The sequence below is a fragment of the Lysinibacillus sp. RU7 genome (genome assembly GCF_057837305.1).
On record NZ_JBYQFK010000003.1, the window covers coordinates 51204 to 72921 of the forward strand.

14 protein-coding genes are annotated in these 21718 nt (G+C 39.2%); 2 read left to right on the top strand and 12 right to left on the bottom strand.

All coding sequences use genetic code 11. The features are described from left to right. Nucleotides 1-22: 22 nt before the first annotated feature. Entirely contained in the window at nucleotides 23-952 is a 930-nt protein-coding gene (cysK, locus tag AC3II9_RS03220) for a cysteine synthase A (RefSeq protein ID WP_489153071.1), read from the bottom strand. 660 nt (nucleotides 953-1612) lie between these two features. Here cysK and AC3II9_RS03225 point away from each other — a divergent pair. After that, nucleotides 1613-1927, top strand: a complete 315-nt coding sequence (locus AC3II9_RS03225) for a thioredoxin family protein (protein ID WP_489153073.1) — start codon at nucleotides 1613-1615, stop codon at nucleotides 1925-1927. 153 nt (nucleotides 1928-2080) lie between these two features. Here the strand turns inward: AC3II9_RS03225 and AC3II9_RS03230 are convergent, their stop codons facing one another. From AC3II9_RS03230 to gltB, 11 genes are all read right to left on the bottom strand, one after another. After that, nucleotides 2081-2953 (bottom strand): helix-turn-helix transcriptional regulator, encoded by an 873-nt coding sequence (locus tag AC3II9_RS03230; RefSeq protein ID WP_489153075.1) that lies wholly within the window; start codon nucleotides 2951-2953, stop codon nucleotides 2081-2083. A 164-nt stretch (nucleotides 2954-3117) separates the two neighbouring features. Next, nucleotides 3118-4515, bottom strand: a complete 1398-nt coding sequence (gene sufB, locus AC3II9_RS03235; RefSeq protein WP_489153077.1) for a Fe-S cluster assembly protein SufB — start codon at nucleotides 4513-4515, stop codon at nucleotides 3118-3120. 95 nt (nucleotides 4516-4610) lie between these two features. After that, nucleotides 4611-5051, bottom strand: coding sequence for a Fe-S cluster assembly sulfur transfer protein SufU (gene sufU, locus AC3II9_RS03240; RefSeq protein ID WP_391373272.1), 441 nt, complete (start codon nucleotides 5049-5051; stop codon nucleotides 4611-4613). Further along, nucleotides 5041-6270 carry a cysteine desulfurase gene (locus AC3II9_RS03245; RefSeq protein ID WP_489153079.1) on the bottom strand — a complete coding sequence of 410 codons (1230 nt, stop codon included), beginning with the start codon at nucleotides 6268-6270 and terminating at the stop codon, nucleotides 5041-5043. The genes sufU and AC3II9_RS03245 overlap by 11 nt, the downstream gene beginning before the upstream one ends. Further along, complete coding sequence (gene sufD, locus AC3II9_RS03250; RefSeq protein WP_489153081.1) at nucleotides 6270-7577, bottom strand: Fe-S cluster assembly protein SufD; 1308 nt, start codon at nucleotides 7575-7577, stop codon at nucleotides 6270-6272. Before sufD ends, AC3II9_RS03245 begins: the two co-directional genes overlap by 1 nt. A gap of 19 nt (nucleotides 7578-7596) precedes the next feature. Next, the gene (gene sufC, locus AC3II9_RS03255; RefSeq protein ID WP_489153082.1) at nucleotides 7597-8379 is read right to left on the bottom strand and encodes a Fe-S cluster assembly ATPase SufC; all 783 of its coding nucleotides are present in this window, start codon (nucleotides 8377-8379) and stop codon (nucleotides 7597-7599) included. 1126 nt (nucleotides 8380-9505) lie between these two features. Continuing rightward, nucleotides 9506-10729: a GGDEF domain-containing protein gene (locus tag AC3II9_RS03260; RefSeq protein WP_489153084.1), complete on the bottom strand. Its 1224-nt coding sequence runs from the start codon at nucleotides 10727-10729 to the stop codon at nucleotides 9506-9508. Between the two features lie 66 nt (nucleotides 10730-10795). After that, complete coding sequence (locus AC3II9_RS03265; RefSeq protein ID WP_489153085.1) at nucleotides 10796-11563, bottom strand: response regulator; 768 nt, start codon at nucleotides 11561-11563, stop codon at nucleotides 10796-10798. Between the two features lie 2 nt (nucleotides 11564-11565). Continuing rightward, a complete protein-coding gene (locus AC3II9_RS03270; RefSeq protein ID WP_489153087.1) occupies nucleotides 11566-14481 on the bottom strand; it encodes a hybrid sensor histidine kinase/response regulator in 2916 nt (971 codons plus the stop codon). Nucleotides 14482-14593: 112 nt separating this feature from the next. Next, nucleotides 14594-16075, bottom strand: coding sequence for a glutamate synthase subunit beta (locus AC3II9_RS03275; protein ID WP_489153089.1), 1482 nt, complete (start codon nucleotides 16073-16075; stop codon nucleotides 14594-14596). A 15-nt stretch (nucleotides 16076-16090) separates the two neighbouring features. Next, nucleotides 16091-20608 carry a glutamate synthase large subunit gene (gltB, locus tag AC3II9_RS03280; protein WP_489153091.1) on the bottom strand — a complete coding sequence of 1506 codons (4518 nt, stop codon included), beginning with the start codon at nucleotides 20606-20608 and terminating at the stop codon, nucleotides 16091-16093. Between the two features lie 119 nt (nucleotides 20609-20727). On the opposite strand from gltB, the gene gltC reads away from it, so the two are divergent. Next, entirely contained in the window at nucleotides 20728-21630 is a 903-nt protein-coding gene (gltC, locus tag AC3II9_RS03285; protein ID WP_489153092.1) for a glutamate biosynthesis transcriptional regulator GltC, read from the top strand. Nucleotides 21631-21718 lie beyond the last annotated feature (88 nt).

Below are 21718 nucleotides of genomic sequence, written 5' to 3' on the forward strand. Positions count from 1 at the left end.
CCGAATGCATGGTAATCCAGTCTTATTCTCCAAACAGCCCTTCCATACTTAAATAACGCTCGCCGTTATCTGGTGCGATACATAAAACACGTTTACCTGGTCCTAATGCTCGTGCTTTTTGAATCGCTGTCCATACCGCAGCACCGGATGATGGGCCTACCAAAACCCCTTCCAACCTTGCTAAATCTCGCGTTGTTTGTAACGCATTTTCGTCCTCTACTTGAACAATTTCATCATAAATGGCTGTATTTAAAATCGACGGTACAAACCCTGGACTCGTGCCTACCAGTTTATGAGGACCGGGTTGTCCCCCTGAAAGTACAGGAGAGCCTTTTGGTTCCACAACAATGACTTCTAAATGCGGTAAATGTTCTTTTAATACCTCACCCGTGCCTGTAATCGTACCACCCGTTCCTGCTGTGGCAACAAAGGCATCTAATCTTCCTTCTGTTTGCGCCAAAATCTCAGGAGCCGTCGTCACTCGATGAATAGATGGATTGGCTGGATTTTCAAATTGTTGCGGAATAAAGCTATTAGCAATCTGACTTTGCAATTCAAGCGCTTTTTTCACAGCACCAGGCATTTTTTCTACAGCCGGTGTTAATACAACTTGTGCACCATACGCCTTTAATATAGCAATACGTTCCTTTGTCATATTATCAGGCATAACAAAAATCGCTTTATAGCCTTTCGCTGCGGCATTCATAGCTAATCCAATTCCTGTATTCCCACTCGTTGGCTCAATAATGGTTGCCCCTCGTTTGATTAACCCCTGTTTTTCAGCAGCTTCCACTAAAGAATACGCCGCGCGATCTTTGACACTGCCACTAGGATTAAAATATTCTAATTTCACTAGCACTTCTGCACACTGTTCATCGATAAGCCGATTCAGTTTCACAACCGGTGTATTACCTACAAGCTCTAAAATTGACTGATATATTTTATTCGCCATTCCCGTCACTTCCTCATTTGAATGTCACTATTTTTGAGTCTTTATTCATTTATAACTCGTAACGAGCAAAAGTATATCCTAAAAATACCAGATAAATAGTAAAAGATATTAAACTAAAGTATACCCGTAGCCTCCGCGCTTTGCCACAGCCTACACAGGAGCTAAAACAGGCGTGGCCTGTTTGGATCTCCTGTTACGGCTCCTGTGGCTATAGCGCGCTACGGCAAAAGTAAATACTTCTAAATATGCTAGAAAAACATTTCTCTTCTTTAAAAGAAATCATTTTCTTTCTATTTGTACATATCGTCACCTAACCCCTGTAATCTCTGAGGATATTTATTTGTTTTGAGCAACTCATTTTTTATTGAACAATAGTTGCTTGTAGCGGAGGCACGAGACTCCTACGGGAAAGCGAGACAAGCAAGACCCCGCAGGAGCGAAGCATGAGCGACGAGGAGGCTTGATGCTCGCCCGTGGAAAGCGAGTGCCGCAGCGGAAAGCAACGGTTACTCAAATGGTAATATATGTTTCAGAATTTACTCATTATAATTTATAATACATAAATTCATATAAGTTTACAAGGTTTTAAATTTAAAGTATGCTATTCATGATGATGCAATATGATATGATAAAAAATACAGTGACGTAGGAGGTTTTATGATGGAGAATTTACAATCCGTAGAGCAGTTTCAACAATTAAAAAATGGAGATGCCACGCTATTTGTCTTTTCAGCCGATTGGTGTGGAGATTGCCGTTTTATCGATCCATTTATGCCAGAAGTAGAAGAAAAATTTACAAACTATACGTTTGTGAAGGTGGATCGTGATGCATTTATCGATCTTTGTATAGAGCTAGATGTATTTGGTATTCCAAGCTTCGTTGCATATAAAAAAGGCGAAGAAATTGGCCGTTTTGTTAGTAAGGATCGTAAGGCGCAGGAAGAGATTGAAAGCTTTATTGCAGGATTAAAGTAATTGATTTTGACTCTCGTCCGAAAAAATAAGCCTGTATGTGAGATCTTCACATACAGGCTTATTATATTTAATTAGTTAAAATTATTAACTACATAACTTTTACTCAGGGTACCTAAAATAATAGCAATACTACGTGACACTTTTCTAAAAATACTATTCATCAAATCCTAAATTAATCGGTTGCTGTGGTAATGTTTCCAACCCTAACATATTTGTTGTTAGTACAGATTCATCAACCTCTTCAAATTTAAAACCATCTGCCCATACTTTCCCTTGACCTGCTAAAAGTACGCCAAAATGAATAGAAGCACTCTCAGGAGGTACATCTAGTACAATGGAATAATAGTTCCAGTCAGATGTTCCTATAATGGAACGGTTATCCATATTATCAAATTGAATCACATCTCCTGAACCATTATCAACACGACACCAAGCACCACATTTATTTACTTTTTCCGTTTTTAAATAGCAGGACATTTTAATGCGTTTCCCTTTATACATATCTGCCAAGAAACTTTGCATCATTGTACCAAACCCATCTTCGCCCGCATTCCCTTTTGCATATAGAACACCGGATTTCGTTCCTGTATGGAAAATTTGATCATCGATACCTACATCATAATAATTCGGATGTGAGCCACTTAAAGTCCACCCTTTAATCATTGTTTGTCCATTCATCCCTTCTTCCTCCATTCCACTAAGTGTCTTCATCATTTTTCGGTATTTTCCTGGTGGCATTCCGTACAGTTCCTTAAAAGACCTTGTAAATGCTTCTTGTGACTGGAATTGTAATGAAAAAGCAATCTGGAGTATCGATTCATCAGAATACAACAAATACATCGCTGCTACTGCTAAACGTCGCATACGAATATACTCACTAATCGTTACACCTGTTTCTTGTTTAAATAGCCTGGATAAATGAAACTTTGAATAACCCACTTCTTTTGCAATATCATCTAGAAATCGATCCTCTAATAAGTGCTCTTCAATATAACTGATTATCTCTCTTGTCACATCACTGTACATGCCGCTCACCTCACTTTCATCTTAACGGAAAAGAAAAAGGGATTTTTGATAGTATTTGCTAAAAATTTTTTTATCAATTCCAAAATACCACTACATAGAGTAAAAAGGGTCTCATAGATGCATTGGCATCTAAGAAACCCTTTCGTATTTATACTGTATAACGATTAACCGATAGAACCTTCCATCTCAAATTTGATGAGACGGTTCATCTCTACTGCGTATTCCATTGGAAGCTCTTTTGTGAATGGCTCGATGAAGCCCATTACGATCATTTCTGTTGCTTCTTCTTCCGAAACACCGCGAGACATTAAATAGAATAATTGCTCTTCAGATACTTTTGATACTTTTGCTTCGTGCTCTAAAGAGACATTATCATTAAAGATTTCATTGTATGGAATTGTATCTGAAGTAGATTCATTATCCATAATTAATGTATCACATTCAATGTTCGCACGTGCACCGCTTGCTTTTGGACCAAACTTCACTTGACCCATATAAGACACTTTACCACCTTGTTTCGCAATCGATTTAGAAACGATTGTTGACGAAGTGTTTGGTGCTAAGTGAATCATTTTTGCCCCTGCGTGTTGATGCTGTCCACGACCTGCAAGTGCAATCGATAATGTCATACCACGAGCGCCTTCACCTTTTAAAATACAAGCTGGGTATTTCATCGTTAATTTCGAACCGATGTTACCGTCGATCCATTCCATTGTACCGTTTTCTTCAACCACTGTACGTTTTGTTACTAAGTTGTATACGTTGTTTGCCCAGTTTTGGATCGTTGTGTAACGGCAGTAAGCATCTTTTTTAACGATAATTTCTACTACAGCTGAGTGTAGAGAGTTTGTTGTGTAAACAGGTGCTGTACATCCTTCTACATAGTGTACGTGTGCGCCTTCGTCTACGATAATTAACGTACGTTCGAATTGACCCATGTTTTCAGAGTTAATACGGAAGTAAGCTTGTAATGGTGTCTCTACTTTTACACCCGGTGGTACGTAAATAAATGAACCACCTGACCAAACTGCTGAGTTAAGCGCAGCAAATTTGTTGTCCGTATAAGGGATCACTGTACCCCAATGTTTTTTGAAAATATCTTCATTTTCACGTAATGCTGAGTCCGTATCTTTGAACACAATCCCCATATCTTCAAGGTCTTGTTTCATGTTGTGGTAAACTACTTCAGATTCGTACTGAGCAGATACACCTGCTAAATATTTTTGTTCTGCTTCTGGAATACCTAATTTATCGAATGTTGCTTTGATTTCTTCCGGTACTTCATCCCAAGAACGTTGTGTTGCTTCAGATGGTTTTACGTAGTACGTAATTTCATCGAAGTTTAATGCTGAAAGGTCGCCGCCCCATTGTGGCATCGGCATTGTATAGAATTTTTCAAGAGCTTTTAAGCGGTATTCAAGCATCCACTCTGGCTCTTCTTTCATTTTTGAGATTTCACGAACGATTTCTTCTGTTAAACCACGCTCAGAACGGAAAATAGATACGTCCTTATCATGGAAACCATATTTGTAATCGCCGATATCAGGCATTTTTTTAGCCATGTTGTCTCCTCCGTTCATTTTAGGAAAGTGCTAAAACACCTCCACCTAAATGTGAATAGTGTTTTAGACTGACCCTTTCATTTAGTGCGTAAAAGTTAGTTTTCTTCTTTTACGCCTTTTTCCATCGCTTTCCAAGCTAATGTCGCACATTTAATACGCGCTGGGAATTTCGCTACACCTTGTAGTGCCTCTACGTCCCCTAAATCATACTTATCTACATCAAACTCTTCGCCAAGCATCATTTTTGAGAAAATGTCTGCTAGCTCAAGTGCTTCTTCGATTTTTTTACCTTTAATGATTTGTGTCATCATCGAGGCAGAAGACATGGAAATTGAACAGCCTTCACCGTCAAATTTCGCATCTTGTACAAGCCCATTTTCAACTTGTAACGTTAAATGAATACGATCACCACATGTTGGGTTATTCATATCAATCGTTACGCTATTGTCTGCTAAAGAGCCTTTGTTGCGTGGGTTTTTGTAATGATCCATAATGACTGAGCGATATAGCTGATCTAAGTTATTATTAAAAGACATCGTTAAAATACTCCTTCGCCGAACGCAATCCTGCAACTAATTTATCGATATCCGCTTCATCATTATACATGTAGAAGCTTGCACGAGCAGTTGCCGTCACCTGAAGCCATTTCATTAACGGTTGAGCACAGTGATGCCCTGCACGTACAGCAATTCCACTCATATCTAATACTGTTGCTACATCATGAGGATGTACATCATCTAGATTGAATGTTACTAAGCCGCAACGCTTATTTGCATCACGAGGACCATAAATTGTGAGACCATTAATTGTTTCCATTTGATCCATTGCATACGCAGCCAGCTTGTGCTCGTATGCTTCGATGTTCTCTAGTCCAATTTCGTTTAAGAAGTCAATTGCTGCACCAAGACCAATTGCTCCTGCAATGATTGGTGTCCCACCTTCAAACTTCCACGGTAGCTCTTTCCATGTCGACTCATAAAGGCCTACAAAGTCAATCATTTCACCGCCGAATTCAACCGGCTCCATGTTTTCTAGGATTGCTTGTTTACCGTATAGTACACCAATTCCTGTTGGCGCACACATTTTATGCCCAGAGAATGCTAGGAAGTCACAATCGATTTCTTGCACATCAATTTTCATATGAGGTGCTGCTTGTGCACCATCGACCACCATAATTGCCCCATTGTCATGTGCAATTTGAGCAATCTCTTTGATTGGATTAATGGTACCTAATACGTTTGAAACCATCATGACAGATACAATTTTTGTTTTAGGCGTAATCGTTTGTCGAACCGTTTCTAAAGAAATTGTACCGTCTGCTTCTAAATCAATATATTTTAAAACTGCGCCTTTTTCTTTCGCTACTTGTTGCCAAGGAATAATATTGGAGTGATGTTCCATCATGCTAATGACAATCTCATCACCCTCTTGCAAGTTTTGGCGTGCATATCCTGCTGCAACTTTATTAATAGAAGTTGTTGTACCACGTGTAAAGATAATTTCTTTCGTTGATTTTGCATTAATGAATTTACGCACTTTGTCGCGCGCACCTTCATATAAATCCGTAGCACGATTCCCTAATGTATGAACGCCGCGATGCACATTTGAATTATCGAACTCATAGTATCTTTTCATCGCTTCGATTACTTGAATTGGTTTTTGTGACGTCGCTGCACTATCAAGGTAAACGAGCGGATGCCCGTTTACTTCTTGATTTAAAACTGGAAAATAGCTTTTAATGTCTTTTGCCATCATTATCGAACTTTCCTTTCGATAACCTCCGTCAGCTGCTTTTTAACGCCTTCAATCGGCAGATTAGTTACAACTGGCGCAAGGAATCCGTGAATTACAAGACGCTCTGCTTCTGCTTTTGAAATACCACGGCTCATTAAATAGTACAGTTGAGTCGGGTCAACACGTCCAACAGATGCTGCATGTCCTGCTGTTACATCGTCTTCGTCAATTAAAAGAATTGGGTTTGCATCGCCACGTGCTTTTTCAGAAAGCATTAATACGCGAGATTCTTGCTCAGCGTTTGCTTTTGTAGCACCGTGCTCAATTTTACCAATCCCATTGAAGATTGATTGAGCTGCATCCTTCATAACACCATGTTTTAAAATTTGACCATCTGAGTTTTTACCCCAGTGGCGAACTTCTGTTGTGAAGTTTTGTTTTTGCTCACCGCGACCAACAACGACTGTCTTTGTATCTGCAGCTGAGCCGTCACCTACTAAGTGCGTAATATTTTCAGAAATTGTATTGGAATCATTCATTAAACCAAGTGCCCAATCGATTTTTGCATCACGCGCTACGTTTGCACGGCGGTTTACATAAGTCGTAAAACCTTTTGCTAACACGTCTACAGCACCGTAAGTTACTTGTGCATTGTCTTTCGCGATCACTTCAGCGATGATGTTTGCTTGACCTTTCGATTCAGCGATTGTTGATACGTATGTTTCAACATACGTTACAGCTGAAGATTCTTCTGCTACAACTAGTACGTGGTTAAATAACGAAGCTTCCTCATTGTCGTTTAAGAATACTACTTGAAGAGGCGCTTCAATAATTACATTTCGTGGTACGTAGACAAATACACCACCGTTGACAAGTGCTGCGTGATAAGCCGCTAATTTGTGCTCATCTACTTTTACAGCTGTTGTCATAAAATATTTTTCAACTAAATCCGCATGCTCACGAATAGCTGTTTGAATGTCTGTGAAAAGGACACCTTTGTTCACAAGTTCTTCAGAAACTTTAATAAATGCAGGTGTATTGTTGCGTTGGATATACAGGTTTTCTTGCCCTTCGATATCGATTAACGCTTTTACTTCTTCAGGAAGCTCTTCTAATGAAGAGAATGGTGCTGATTCTACAGTGTGTACTGGGAATTCAGTGAAGTTCCATTTTGTAATATTTGTTTTGTCTGGCGTTGGTAGTGCAAGCTCTGCCGCTTTTTCAAGAGCTGTAGCGCGGAAATCAGCAAATGCTGCTGGCTCTCCATTGCTTTGAGAGAACGAGCGAACTTCTTCTACGGATAACGCTAATTTTGTTTCAACCGTCATCTTGTACGTCCTCCTCTAATTAAGCTTCTTCTACTACAGCGTTTGTATCTTCAATACCTAATTCAGCTTTAATCCACTCGTAACCTTCAGCTTCTAAACGTTGTGCTAATTCAGCACCGCCTGATTTTACGACTTTCCCTTGCATCATTACGTGAACGTGGTCAGGTGTAATGTAGTTCAGTAGACGTTGGTAGTGCGTGATCATTAAACAACCGAAGCCTTCGCCGCGCATTTCGTTAATGCCTTTTGATACAACTTTTAATGCGTCGATATCAAGACCTGAGTCAATTTCGTCAAGAATACCGAAAGTTGGTTTAATCATCATCATTTGAAGAATTTCGTTACGCTTTTTCTCACCACCAGAGAAACCTTCGTTTAAGTAACGTTGACCCATTTCTTCTGGCATTTCTAAAAATGCCATTGTTTTATCTAATTCACGGATGAATTTCATTAATGAAATTTCATCACCTTCTTCGCGACGCGCGTTAATTGCTGAACGTAAGAAGTCCGCGTTTGTAACACCTGAAATTTCAGATGGATATTGCATTGCTAGGAATAGACCTGCTTTTGCACGCTCGTCTACTTCCATTTCTAATACGTTTTCGCCATCAAGTAATACTTCACCTTGTGTGACTTCATATTTAGGGTGTCCCATGATTGCAGATGCTAGTGTAGATTTACCAGTACCGTTAGGACCCATGATTGCATGTACTTCATTTGTATTAATTGTTAGGTTTACACCTTTTAAAATCTCTTTTCCGTCGATTTCAACGTGAAGATCTTTAATTTCTAAAGTTGCCATTAGACTACCTCCATTAATTCATCGCATGGTTTTTCCATTGCTATTTTATTATCATAAACAATCTTAACTGAAATGAGAATGAGTTGCAAATACTTTAGAATGATTTTAATTAAATAAAGAAGAATTATTAATCAAAAACGTTATCATTACTTGAATTTGCATTATTGTATCGAAATTTGAATCTCGTATTATATTTTCAATAAGTCACCTTTAACTGAGAATCAATTTCATTTATTTATGTAGAATTACAATCAAATAGAATTAGGCTACTATAAAAATTCGTAACCACTAGGAACGAAGCAAGAAGAGTTGAGAGAGAGGGCTATTACGACGGATACTAACATAACATTTGAAGTAACTTGGCATGAGAGTTATGACTATATTTTATTTACTAACTCGTAATGAGCAAAAAATCACCCAAAAAATACCATTTAAATAGTGAAAGGTTTGTATCATAGCCTCCGCGCTTTGCCACAGCCTACACAGGAGCTAAAACAGGCGTGGCCTGTTTGGATCTCCTGTTCCTGCTCCTGACGCTACGCTTTCGTCGCAAAGAAAATCTTGGCTCCTGTGGCTATGGCGCGCTACGGCAAAAGTCAATACTTCTCGATGTGCTAGAAAAATAGTTCTCTTACTAAAAGAAATCATTTTCTTCCTATTTGCAAGTGTAATTACCCAGCCTCTACCGCAATGAATGAGCATCTTTCTTTATTTTTAGCCAAGTGTGTTGATTAACAAAATAATTCCTTTAGAAGCGTATTTTTACGCAAAACGTGATCAAAAATGACTTGCCAGTTGATTGCAGCGGAATCGGTGAGACTCCTACGGGAATAGCAATGTTTTTCTGCAACGAAAGCGTAGCGACAGGAGCATGAGCTGAAGACCCCGCAGGAAATTTATTTGCGACGAAAGCGCAGCGACAGGAGCACCGAGGTACGAGCGACGAGGAGGTTGAAGCCATACCCGTGGAAAGCGAGCCGAATGGAGCGGAAATCAACAGTTAACACAATGGTAATATATGTTTCAGGATTTGCTCATTCTAAGTTACTAATTATGTAGATGTTAACCAAATTGAAAAAATGTAGGTCTGTGTTCGACATTGTATCGTACACAGGCCCTTTACATGTTATATACGTAATTGGTCTTCAGCCCATATTTCTACGCGATTTCTCCCATTCTGCTTAGCCTTATACAGCATTTGATCGGCCTTTTCAATTAATACTTTAATATCAGCTTCTTGTGTAATATCACCCGCTGCCAATCCCAAACTGATTGTGACAACATTAGAAATAGACGATTCCTTATGTGGGATTTCTAGCCGTTCAATAGCTACCCGAATTTTCTCCCCTAGTTGCTGAACATCACTGACAGGTACATTAAATGTTGCTATGATAAATTCTTCGCCACCATATCTTGCAGCTAAACTAATTGTCGGATCAATACATGCATGAATTTGCTGGGCCACCTCGCGAATAATGCTATCACCAGCTACATGCCCGTAATAATCGTTATATAGTTTAAACGAGTCAATATCTAGCATAATAATTGACAAACGTTGTTTTGTATCGATCCGTTCTATATACTTTTGAATATATTCATCAAATCCTCGACGATTTGGAATTTGAGATAATTCATCCATCGTTGTTAATTGTTTCAGCTGTTTGACCGCTTGTTCAAGTTGAAGGTTGATATGAATATTTTCCTCCATATTTTGTGCTAGTTTCTCATTGGATTCCTCAAGCAGTACCTTATTACAAAAGTTTCGATAATAGCTTGTATAGAGCATTTTAGCAGCTAACCAACAGAAAAATAAAAAGACGGCTAAATTGATATAATGTCCGACTAAAACTTCTTCAGACACTTGAAAAAAAGGGAGTCCTCCTACCAACACAATAACCGGCATTGTAAATAGACGGAAAAACAATGTGTTAGACGTATGGAACAATATGGACACACACATTGCATTTACAACAAAAGCCATAATATGTCCATAGCTGTGTTGATCAACTAGTGTTAATACAGCCCCCCATAATAAAAATAAAAAAACTAAAACATGTAAGCCTTTTTGAAATTTCTTAAATCGGGATTCTTCATGAATATCTCCCTTCTCAAAGATTGAAATATAAACTAACATAACTAACGCCAGGAGCAATAATGTTATATACATAAAGAAATAAGCATTGAATACTTCATCTGATGAAAAGACATTCATTAAAATCAGTAAAACTTCAAAGAAAATAACCACTTTCGCAAAGAGCTTACTACGCATTATATTTTCATAAAATAATTGCCACTCTAACTCTTTTTGCTTATCATTGGAAAGCCGCTCAGGTATATCCAATAATTTCATCCACTCACCTCTTTGGTTGTACCTTATTTCAAGAAGAAAAAGGACATATTATTACAAGCTTATCAATCAACGGACATCTGTTTTCGCATATGCCCACAAATAGCCTTTCGTTTCTAAAAGTGTCCCATGAGAATTTAGCGAAGGTAGGCGTGTAATCGCATGATTTGACTTTAATTCATACCCATCGTTAACACGTTCAATTTCAATAGACAAATGATGCTCAGTAAATAACTGACGTAACCGGTAAATTGTATTATACAAGTTGGCTAATGCCCTCTTCTCCTCATGATTTGGCCAAAGATCATCTAATATTTGATATTTCGACACCCTTTTCCCCTCATGAACTAGCAAATAATAAAATAACTCCTCTGTTACTTTTGTAGGCCATTTCAATGCTTGACCATTTATACGCACTTCCGCTTCCCCATACAAGCGTACCTCTAGCCTTGATATGTCGCGTGTTTTTTTTATGCCATAGTATTTGGAAAGTCGTTCATCTAACTGATGCACCATACTTGGTGTCATTGGTTTTAATACATAGTCTAATGCTTGCACTCGAAAGGCCTCTACAGCATATTGCGCATACGCTGTAGAAAAAATAATGGGAACATCGATTCCTTCTTCAACAAGCTTTTGAGCAAGCTCAAGTCCCGTCATTTTAGGCATCTCAATATCTAACAAAAATGCATCCGCTTGAATTTTTGGTAGTTCCAATGCGGCCGCTACTGAAGATGTAAAACTAGCAATCACTTGAAATAGATTATCTTTTTCAAGAATTCGCTTATGCAATTCTAAAATCGGCTGCTCATCTTCCACCATGACAATTTTCCACATAGCTACTCTCCTTTAGTCGGTAATGTTAACGTAACAGTTGTTCCTTCATTCACTTCTGAATGCACGGTTAAGGTCGCATGCTGCATCTCTCGTACACGGCGCAGTACATTGCTAAATCCAATACCGCTACTGCTAATAATTTTTCCTTCCATCAGCATCGTTACCTGCTCTTCTGTCATACCTATACCATCATCAATGACTTTAATTTGTATCATTTGAGGGAATTGTTGAATAGTAATTGTGACATGCCCTTCGCCTTCCTTTTCAAAAATACCGTGACGAATCGCATTTTCAACGAGAGGCTGTATAAGTAAGCTTGGCAATTCCACTTTCGTCATATTTAACGTTTCATCTATCTCTATTTGAACAGTTAATCGTTCCCCAAAGCGTGCCTGCTCGATCTCAACATAAGCTTCAATAATTTCTAATTCTTTTTCCACAGTAGCAAGTGTACTTTCTTTGCTAGACTCAAAAATAGAACGTAAATAAGTTGAGAGCATTGTCAATAAATGCCCTGCTTTTTCACCATCTGTGTAACAAAAATAAATAATACTACTAAGAGCATTATATAAAAAATGTGGCTTTATTTGTGCCTGTAAAAACGCCATTTCGTTCGCGACTGCTTGGTTTATCGCCTCTTTCGTTAAAGAGATGGCAGATAGTCTAGCCATAATGGTTTCCTTTGTTGCAGGCTTTCGAACATAATCATTTGCCCCTGCCTCAAGAACGAATGAAATATTCGTTGGATATTCATCTGCTACAAGCATAATAATCGGTAAATCAAAATAGCTATACTTTTCTCTAATGATCCTTGTTAAAGCTAATCCATCTTTTTGTGGCATTACTTCATCCATTAATAAGAAATCAGGCTTACAATCTTCTAATTTTGCGAGCGCAGTTTCTGCATTATGAGCCACTTGAATAGCATAATGACTACTGAGTAACGCTTGTAAAACCTCCGCATGTGTTACATCATCCTCTACAATAAGCAATTGAGGCAGCTGAGTATCACTCACTAAGCTTTTGCCACGAGCATTTGATATAAGCTGCACTTCATACTGCTTTGCATATTTTGAAAATGGTAATGTGATGATATAACGAATGCCGTGCTCTGTAGTATCCACAACATAAGAGCCTCTCATCTGTTCAATAATAGCTTGACCAATTGATTGCCCAGTTTCATCAGCTGCTATTAATGTCGTTACTTCCGGTCCATTTCCTTCGATTATAATACGAACGTCTGTATCCAGGTGCATAACCGATATAATCACTTGCCCATTGACTGCATGATGAATAGCTGTTTCAAGTACCCGGTACATAATTTGACTTAACTTTTGTTCATTCGCTATGACCTCTAATGTACTATCTACTTGTAAAAATAGACGAATGCTTTTCTTTTCCATTGTTAGTGAATGCATCGTCATCACATGTTGAAGGATCATTTGAAGATTAATCGAAGACACCGAAATTTGAAATTCCTCAAAACGAATACGTGTAAAATCCTTTAAATCACTCACCAAATAAAGCAAGCGTTCCAACTGTTGCTCAAGTAAACGCTGCTCATCGGACGATTGATTTTCTGCTATGGTCCTTGTTATATTGAGTGCATGGTAAAGAGGCTGCTCTAGCTCTTTCGTCGTCACTTCTAAAAAAGAGTCCTTTCCAATTGTTGCTTTTTCCAGTCGCTCACTAAACATTTCTGCATCTGTCGTTCGATTCACTAATCGCAGCGCAAGGAAAATATTCATACTTAAAAGAAAAAGTACCATGCCAATCCGATTAAAAATATTTCGCCCTGAGAAAAACAATTGATCAAACGTACCACTAAGGCTAAAGATCAAAATGGAGAAAAAAATTAAAATTAACGTGACTAACTCATTTTTAGGTGCTTTCGTCCTTTTCGTAATAAATAAAAATAAACAGCGCACACCCAATAAAAACGCTAACAAATTCATATAACTGAAAAAAACGTATTGCATGCTAGATAATTCCCTTGCAGGAAATAATAAAATCGCAATACTGTAAATGATTAAAGGTAATGACAACATGAATACAGTCCGACGCTTCAATACTGCATCGATTGTGTAATACACAAAATAAATGAGCATAAAGCCATTAAAAAACGTGATAAAATCCTGAAATCGAAAATAAAACTCAAACGGTAAATCCGGAAAATAACGTAATAATATTCGCTCTCCACGCGTTAACACAAGAACGGCTAGTGATATAAAGTAAAGTGCACTATAGAAAAATGCCTTATCTTTTGTCCTAAGTAAAAATAAACTAAAATGAAAAATAGAAAAAATAAGTAATAGTAAAATAACAGTCCATTCCAAATTTATATCTTTCATTACATCATTTTGTATTGCTTCTGCTACCCCAATATCAATGGGAAAAATAATACCTTGTCTAGCATTATAAAAATCCGCTACTTGAATCGTTAAAATAATCGTTTTTGTTTCAGGGGTAAAATAAACCTCATACGTTGGGTTACTTGGGTCTACATTCACTTTCTCAGTTCCTACTTTTCCCTGGGAGGCTAGCTCTTCTCCATTAATATATAGCTGATGAGCAGACCAAATATTTCGAATTCTTAATCCGATGTCTTTAAAATGTTCAGGTAATTTAATTTTAAGCTGATATGTTCCAAACTGCGTGTCCACTTTCCATGCTCCTGGTACGATCTGCGTCGGTGCATCTTCTTGGAAAATTTGAGTAGCACTTAATTCACCAGGAATAAACTTCCATTCCCCTGAAAGTGCGACAATTCGCTCATCTAGCGTAATCGATGTTAAATCGAGTACACCACCCTCAGCTTGAATCTTTGTTTTCCGTGTATCTTGATCACTAAATATCATAAAAAAAAGAATTAGAATTGATAACAATATCAGTATCCAACTCGTTAGCTTTTTCCACATACACACTCACCCCTTCCCCATCATACAGCACATAACTCTCAAAATACTAACAAGTAAGAAAATAAAGTGAAATACAAAAAGTGCTGCTCTTTTGGAGCAACACTTTTATCTATTATATAGTTACTTTCGTATGAGTTAAATAGTAATCCACACTGGCTGCGACAGCACGCCCCTCTTTAATCGCCCAAACGACTAAGCTTTGACCACGCCTTGCATCACCTGCTGCAAATACGCCTGGGATATTCGTTTCAAAATCTTTAATCGATGCGCGAATGCGATTATTCGTAATTTCTACACCAAAATGCGCCGGTAACGGCTTTTCAACCCCTTCAAAACCAATTGCTACAAATACGTGCTGAGCTGGCCAAATGCGCTCTGTACCTGGTAGTTCTTTAAAGTAGTGGAAGCCATCATCACCTAAGATTTTTTCCATTTGAATCGTGTGTAATTCTTTTACTTGACCATGTTCATCCTTCACAATTTTTTGCGTTTGGATACAATACTCACGTGGGTCATACCCTTTCACATCATTTACTTCTGCATAGGCGTAATCTAATGTGAATACGTTTGGATCTTTCGGCCATGGATTATCCTCTGTACGTGTGAATGGCAATGCTGGATGTTTACCAAATTGATAAACAGATTTACATTTTTGACGAATCGCTGTCGCTACACAGTCTGCCCCTGTATCGCCCCCACCAATAACGATTACGTCTTTACCTTCAACATTTAAGGCTTTACCGTCTTCAAAATTTGAGTCTAGTAGGCTTTTTGTGACGTCTGTTAAATAATCCATTGCTAAGTGGATACCCTGTGCATCTGAGCCTTCCATATGGAGTAGGCGTTGTTTCTGTGCACCAATACATAAAACGACGGCATCATATTGTGTGCGTAACTCGTCTGCTGTTACATCTACCCCTACATTGATACCACATTTAAACTCAATGCCCTCTAATGATAGAAGGTTTACACGGCGCTCAATGACTTCTTTTTCAAGCTTCATGTTTGGAATACCGTACATTAAAAGCCCACCTGGACGGTCAGCACGTTCAAATACTGTCACCGTATGCCCAAGTTGATTTAATTGGTCTGCCGCTGCTAAACCAGCAGGGCCTGAGCCGACGATTGCTACCTTGTATCCTGTACGTTGGCGGGGCATGCGCGGTACAACCCATCCATTTTCAAAGCCTTTATCGATAATCGTCCGTTCAATCGATTTAATCGCTACTGCTGGATCTGTAATCGCTAATGTACAAGACCCCTCACAAGGCGCTGGACAAACGCGCCCTGTGAATTCTGGGAAGTTATTTGTCATATGCAGACGATCTAAAGCTTCCTTCCATTGTCCTTTATATACTAAATCATTCCACTCTGGAATCACGTTATGAATCGGACAGCCTGCAGCCGTTCCGCGAATTTCCATTCCCATATGACAAAATGGTGTACCGCAATCCATACAGCGTGCTCCTTGTGTTTGTAAAGACTCATCTGACAGCCTAGAAGCATACTCTTTCCAACTCGAGACACGCTCTAGTGTTGGCTGTTCCTTTGTTTTTTCTCGTTTGTATTCCATAAATCCAGTCGGTTTACCCATGCTAGAACCCTCCTCTTATTTAGAAATGGCAAGCTCCTTGTTGCCAGTTGTTTCTACAAATGCTTGCATCGCTGCATTTTCCTCTGTTAACCCTTGTAACTTGTGGAATTCGATTTTATCAAGCATTTTCTTGTAGTCTGTCGGTACAACTTTCACAAATTTCGGCACCATTTGCTCCCACTTCGCTAATACATCCAGTGCTAGTGAGCTATCTGTATGCTCTAAATGCTGAATAATCATTGTACGAACAGCTTCCATTTCTGCTTTTTCTTCTAGCTTTGCAAATTCAATCATTTCCATATTACATTGTGCTTTGAATGCTGCTTCATTTGTCGGTAACACATAGGCAATACCACCTGACATCCCAGCACCAAAGTTTTGACCAACGTCACCTAAGATGATAATTTTTCCGCCTGTCATGTACTCACAGCCATGATCTCCGATCCCTTCAACGACAATATTTGCCCCTGAGTTACGGACAGCGAATCGATGTCCAGCACGTCCGTTCATAAATGCCTGACCGCTTGTCGCACCATATAAACATACATTACCAGCAATCACATTTTTCTCATAATGACCTTTTATTGGTGAAGCAGCTACTACTTTCCCACCGGATAAACCTTTACCGAAGTAGTCATTGACATCTCCAACAACTGTCATTGTCATACCACGTGGAATAAAGGCACCGAAGCTTTGACCCGCACGACCGTTGAATTTTAAATGGATTGTATTGTCTGGTAATCCTTGTTCGCCGTACTTACGTGAAATTTCACTCCCAATGATTGTGCCCATGACACGATCTGTATTTTTAATCGGGAATTGTAACTCCATTTTCCGTTTTTCAGCAATCGCTTGTTCAAGCTGCGGTAATAAGTGCACCATATCGAAGCTTTGCTCAATTCCATGATTTTGCTCACGTTGTTTTGTACGTGTACCTTGTACTTGATAAAGAAGGGCTGATAAATCTAGCTGACTCGCTTTCCAATGCTGCTTTGTACGTTCTGAAATCGTTAATACATCCGTTCGACCAACCATTTCTTCTACTGTACGGAAACCTAAAATCGACATATATTCACGCATTTCTTCTGCTAAAAAGCGCATATAATTCACTATGTGGTCGGCACTGCCCATGAATTTGGCGCGAAGTTCTGGGTTTTGTGTCGCCACCCCTACTGGGCAAGTGTCTAAATGACACACACGCATCATGACACAGCCTAAAACGATTAATGGTGCTGTTGCAAAACCAAATTCCTCTGCTCCTAATAACGCCGCCATCACGACATCTTTCCCTGTCATTAACTTTCCATCTGTTTCTAAAATGACGCGATCACGAAGACCGTTTAACATGAGTGTTTGATGCGCTTCTGCCAGACCAAGCTCCCATGGTAGACCTGTATGCTTAATCGATGTTTTCGGAGAAGCCCCCGTACCACCATCATAACCAGAGATTACAATGACATCTGCTGCCCCTTTTGCTACACCAGCAGCAATCGTTCCGACCCCTGCCTTCGCAACTAACTTTACGGAAATACGGGCAAAGCGGTTAGCATTTTTTAAATCATGAATCAGCTCCGCCATATCCTCAATCGAGTAAATATCGTGATGCGGTGGTGGTGAAATTAAGCCTACACCCGGTGTTGAACCGCGCACTTCTGCCACCCATGGATACACTTTGTTCCCTGGTAATTGCCCACCTTCACCTGGTTTAGCGCCCTGTGCCATCTTAATCTGCAGCTCATCTGCATTGACTAAATAATGCGATTTTACACCGAAGCGACCTGATGCGATTTGTTTAATAGCAGATCGTTTGCTATCCCCGTTTTCTTCTTGTGTGAAGCGTGTTGGATCTTCTCCACCTTCACCAGAGTTTGAACGAGCACCTAAACGATTCATCGCAATGGCAAGTGTCTCATGCGCCTCTTTTGATAAAGAACCAAATGACATCGCCCCTGATTTAAAGCGTTTGACAATCGATTCTACTGACTCTACTTCTTCTAAAGGTACTTTTTTCTCCGCTTTTTTAAAGTCAAATAAATTACGTAAGAAGCCGATGCGTTCTTCATTTGCCATTTCTGCGAACATACGATATAAACCGTAATCATTTTTACGTGTTGCCCATTGCAGTGTATGAATTGTTTTTGGATTAAACGCATGATGTTCTCCGTCTGCTCGCCACTGGAAGTCAGAGCCGGATTCTAACTCTGCTCGCAATGATTGTACAGCACTTGTATGGCGACGTTTTGCCTCTTCACCGATTGTGGCTAAGTCGATCCCGTCAATTTGCGACGCTGTTCCTGTAAAATGCTCCTCGATTACTTCTTTTCCAATACCAACCGCTTCAAATACTTGTGCACCACGGTAAGACTGTACTGTCGAAATGCCCATTTTCGACATGACTTTGACAACACCGTCTGCACCACCTTTGCGGAACTTTTTCACCGCTGTTTGGTAATCCAGTGTTAAATGTCCTTTTTCAATAGCCTCTGCGATTGTCGCATAAGCTAAATACGGATGAATGGCATCCACGCCAAAGCCGATTAATGCAGCAAAATGATGCACTTCACGTGCTTCCGCGCTATTAACAATAAGGCTTACTTTCGTTCGCAAACCTTCCCGCACTAAAAATTGATGCAAGCTACTCACTGCTAATAATACTGGTACAGTCGGTATAGCTGGATTGTCAACATGATCACAAAGCATTAATAACGTTTTACCTGCTGTAATTGCTTGAACAGCTTCTTGTCGTATACGATTCAGTTCATTTTCGATATTTTCTGTATATTGAAGCGAGATAGTCGCCGATTGGAAGTCATTCTCTTTGTTTTCTACTAATTGTTTATACTCACTATTTGTTAAGATGGGTGTGTCTAAAATGATACGTCGTGCATTTTCTGCACTTGGGTGAAGTAGATTTCCTTCCTTGCCAAGTAGGGTCATTGTGGACGTCACAACATGCTCCCGAATCGAGTCAATCGGTGGATTTGTTACTTGCGCAAATAATTGCTTGAAGTAATGAAATAATGATTGTGGACGATCGGATAACACAGCCAGTGGTGTATCATTGCCCATCGAACCAAGTGGGTCTTTTCCGTCTTTTGCTAACGGAACAATATATTTTTGCACATCTTCAAATGTGTAGCCGTAAATTTTTTGACGCAGCGTTAAATCATTCAGCACGACTGGCTGCTCTTTTTCAGTTTTCAGTTTCAACATATTATCTTCAAGCCATTGTTGATAGGGCTCTTTTGCGACCATTTCTGCCTTTAGCTCATCATCTGAAATGATTTTGCCTTGCTCAAGGTCAATTAACAGCATACGACCTGGGCTTAAACGGTCTTTTAATATAACCTCTTCTTCTGGTACATCGACAACGCCTGTTTCAGAAGAAAAAATAACATGGTCGTCTTTTGTTACATATAAACGCCCTGGACGTAATCCATTTCGATCTAAAATGGCACCGATTTGTTTACCATCAGTAAAACAAATGGCTGTCGGACCATCCCATGGCTCCATTAAACTCGCATGATATTGATAGAATGCTTTACGGTCTTTCTCCAGACGTGGGTTTTCTGTCCATGGCTCTGGAATTAACATCATCGCTGCATGTGCGGGTGTACGACCTGCTAATACAAAAAACTCAAATGCATTATCCAACATCGATGAATCAGACCCTGTTGTATCAATGATTGGCAAGATTTTTTGTAAATCTTCACCGAATGCTTCCGATACAAACTGTTGCTCACGTGCACGCATCCAGTTAATATTACCGCGTAGTGTATTAATTTCACCATTATGAATAATATAACGATTTGGATGTGCACGTTTCCAAGAAGGGAATGTATTGGTAGAATAACGGGAGTGAACAAGAGCAAAAGCCGATACAAAACTAGGATCTTGCAAATCTTGATAGAAGTCACTTACTTCCTCTGGCGCAAGTAAGCCCTTAAAGACCATTGTCTCACTTGACAAACTTGGCATATATAACTCATAGCCCTGCGCCTCTGCCCAGTGCTCTAACTGTTTACGGATGACATATAATTTACGTTCAAATGCTAAACGTTCTCCTACCTTATTACGTATAAATACCTGACGTACAACGGGGGCAGAAGATTTGGCAATAGCACTTAAGTTTTGTTTATTTGTTGGAGCCCAGCGCCAGCCAATTAAACTTTGACCTTCTTGTGCGATCAGCTCATTCATTTTTTCTTCAATCGCCATACGTTCTTGCTCTTTTTCTGTAAAAAATAATTGTCCTACTGCATAATCCCCTTTTTCCGGTAAATATAAATCTGGACAGTTATATTTAAAAAAGGCGTGAGGGATTTGTACCATAATCCCTGCTCCGTCACCTGTTTTTCCGTCTCCACCACGTCCGGCACGGTGCTCTAAGCGACATAACATTTCTAAACCGTTTTTTACGATATCATGTGATGGCTTCCCTTTAAAATTTGCGTACATCCCAATACCGCACGCATCATGTTCAAATTCTGGCGAATAAAGGCCCTGTGGTTGTGGATATTGATGAAAAGTCATAATAAATTCCCCCCAAATCTTTCACTAACGTATTTACATTTTAAAGTTTCCGAAATAATATAAACAATATATAGTTTGGATGGAATCAATCTAATATTTCGATAAATGAGGTGAAAGCGTTGGAATTAAGGCAATTACGCTACTTTGTAGAGGTAGCTGAGCGAGAACATATTTCTGAAGCAGCAGAATATCTTCACGTAGCACAGTCAGCGATTAGCCGACAAATTGCAAACTTAGAAGATGAACTAGGAACACCGCTTTTCGAACGAATTGGGCGCAATGTTAAATTAACACCAATTGGTAAAATTTTTTTAGAACATGCAATTACCGCGTTAAAGGCAATTGACTTTGCTGCAAAGCAAGTGGAAGAATACTTAGATCCAGCAAAAGGCACAATCAAAATCGGTTTCCCGACAAGTTTAGCAAGTTATGTATTACCAACGGTTATTTCTGCCTTTAAAAAGGAATATCCCCATGTATCTTTTCATTTACGACAAGGTTCGTATAAATTTTTAATCGAGGCTGTGAAAAATCGAGAATTAAATTTAGCTTTTTTAGGACCGCTTCCTCCGAAAGATGAAGCGATTACGCCCACCATTCTGTTTAGTGAGAATATCCATGCACTATTACCAGCAAATCATCCACTTGCCAAAAACGAGCGTCTTAACTTAGTAGATTTACGTAACGAAAATTTCGTTTTATTCCCAGAAGGGTATATTTTGCATAAAGTAGCTGTGGAAGCATGTAAATCAGCCGGCTTTGTCCCAAAGATTACATCTGAAGGAGAAGATATGGATGCATTGAAAGGGTTAGTGGCGGCAGGTATCGGAGTGACGTTATTACCTGAAAGCTCCTTATCTGACTCGACACCACGCTTGACCGTAAAAGTTCCAATCGCATTACCTGTAATCCGTCGTACAGTTGGTGTCATTTCCCCAACGAACCGAGAACTCGCTCCATCTGAACAAGTATTTCTACAATTTGTTACAAACTTCTTCTCTCGCTTAACACAATTTCAATAATGTGGGCAGTAGGGGGATTGGGAAAGTAAAAACTTTCCGAATCCCCCTACACTTCTTAATAATTCTCTACTCAAAATACCTTTTCAAA

Excerpts from the sequence above, each read along its gene's own strand:
- cysK (WP_489153071.1), bottom strand. The coding sequence starts at position 952 with ATGGCGAATAAAATATATCAGTCAATTTTAGAGCTTGTAGGTAATACA.
- AC3II9_RS03225 (WP_489153073.1), top strand. The coding sequence starts at position 1,613 with ATGGAGAATTTACAATCCGTAGAGCAGTTTCAACAATTAAAAAATGGA.
- AC3II9_RS03230 (WP_489153075.1), bottom strand. The coding sequence starts at position 2,953 with ATGTACAGTGATGTGACAAGAGAGATAATCAGTTATATTGAAGAGCAC.
- sufB (WP_489153077.1), bottom strand. The coding sequence starts at position 4,515 with ATGGCTAAAAAAATGCCTGATATCGGCGATTACAAATATGGTTTCCAT.
- sufU (WP_391373272.1), bottom strand. The coding sequence starts at position 5,051 with ATGTCTTTTAATAATAACTTAGATCAGCTATATCGCTCAGTCATTATG.
- AC3II9_RS03245 (WP_489153079.1), bottom strand. The coding sequence starts at position 6,270 with ATGATGGCAAAAGACATTAAAAGCTATTTTCCAGTTTTAAATCAAGAA.
- sufD (WP_489153081.1), bottom strand. The coding sequence starts at position 7,577 with ATGACGGTTGAAACAAAATTAGCGTTATCCGTAGAAGAAGTTCGCTCG.
- sufC (WP_489153082.1), bottom strand. The coding sequence starts at position 8,379 with ATGGCAACTTTAGAAATTAAAGATCTTCACGTTGAAATCGACGGAAAA.
- AC3II9_RS03260 (WP_489153084.1), bottom strand. The coding sequence starts at position 10,729 with ATGAAATTATTGGATATACCTGAGCGGCTTTCCAATGATAAGCAAAAA.
- AC3II9_RS03265 (WP_489153085.1), bottom strand. The coding sequence starts at position 11,563 with ATGTGGAAAATTGTCATGGTGGAAGATGAGCAGCCGATTTTAGAATTG.
- AC3II9_RS03270 (WP_489153087.1), bottom strand. The coding sequence starts at position 14,481 with ATGTGGAAAAAGCTAACGAGTTGGATACTGATATTGTTATCAATTCTA.
- AC3II9_RS03275 (WP_489153089.1), bottom strand. The coding sequence starts at position 16,075 with ATGGGTAAACCGACTGGATTTATGGAATACAAACGAGAAAAAACAAAG.
- gltB (WP_489153091.1), bottom strand. The coding sequence starts at position 20,608 with ATGACTTTTCATCAATATCCACAACCACAGGGCCTTTATTCGCCAGAA.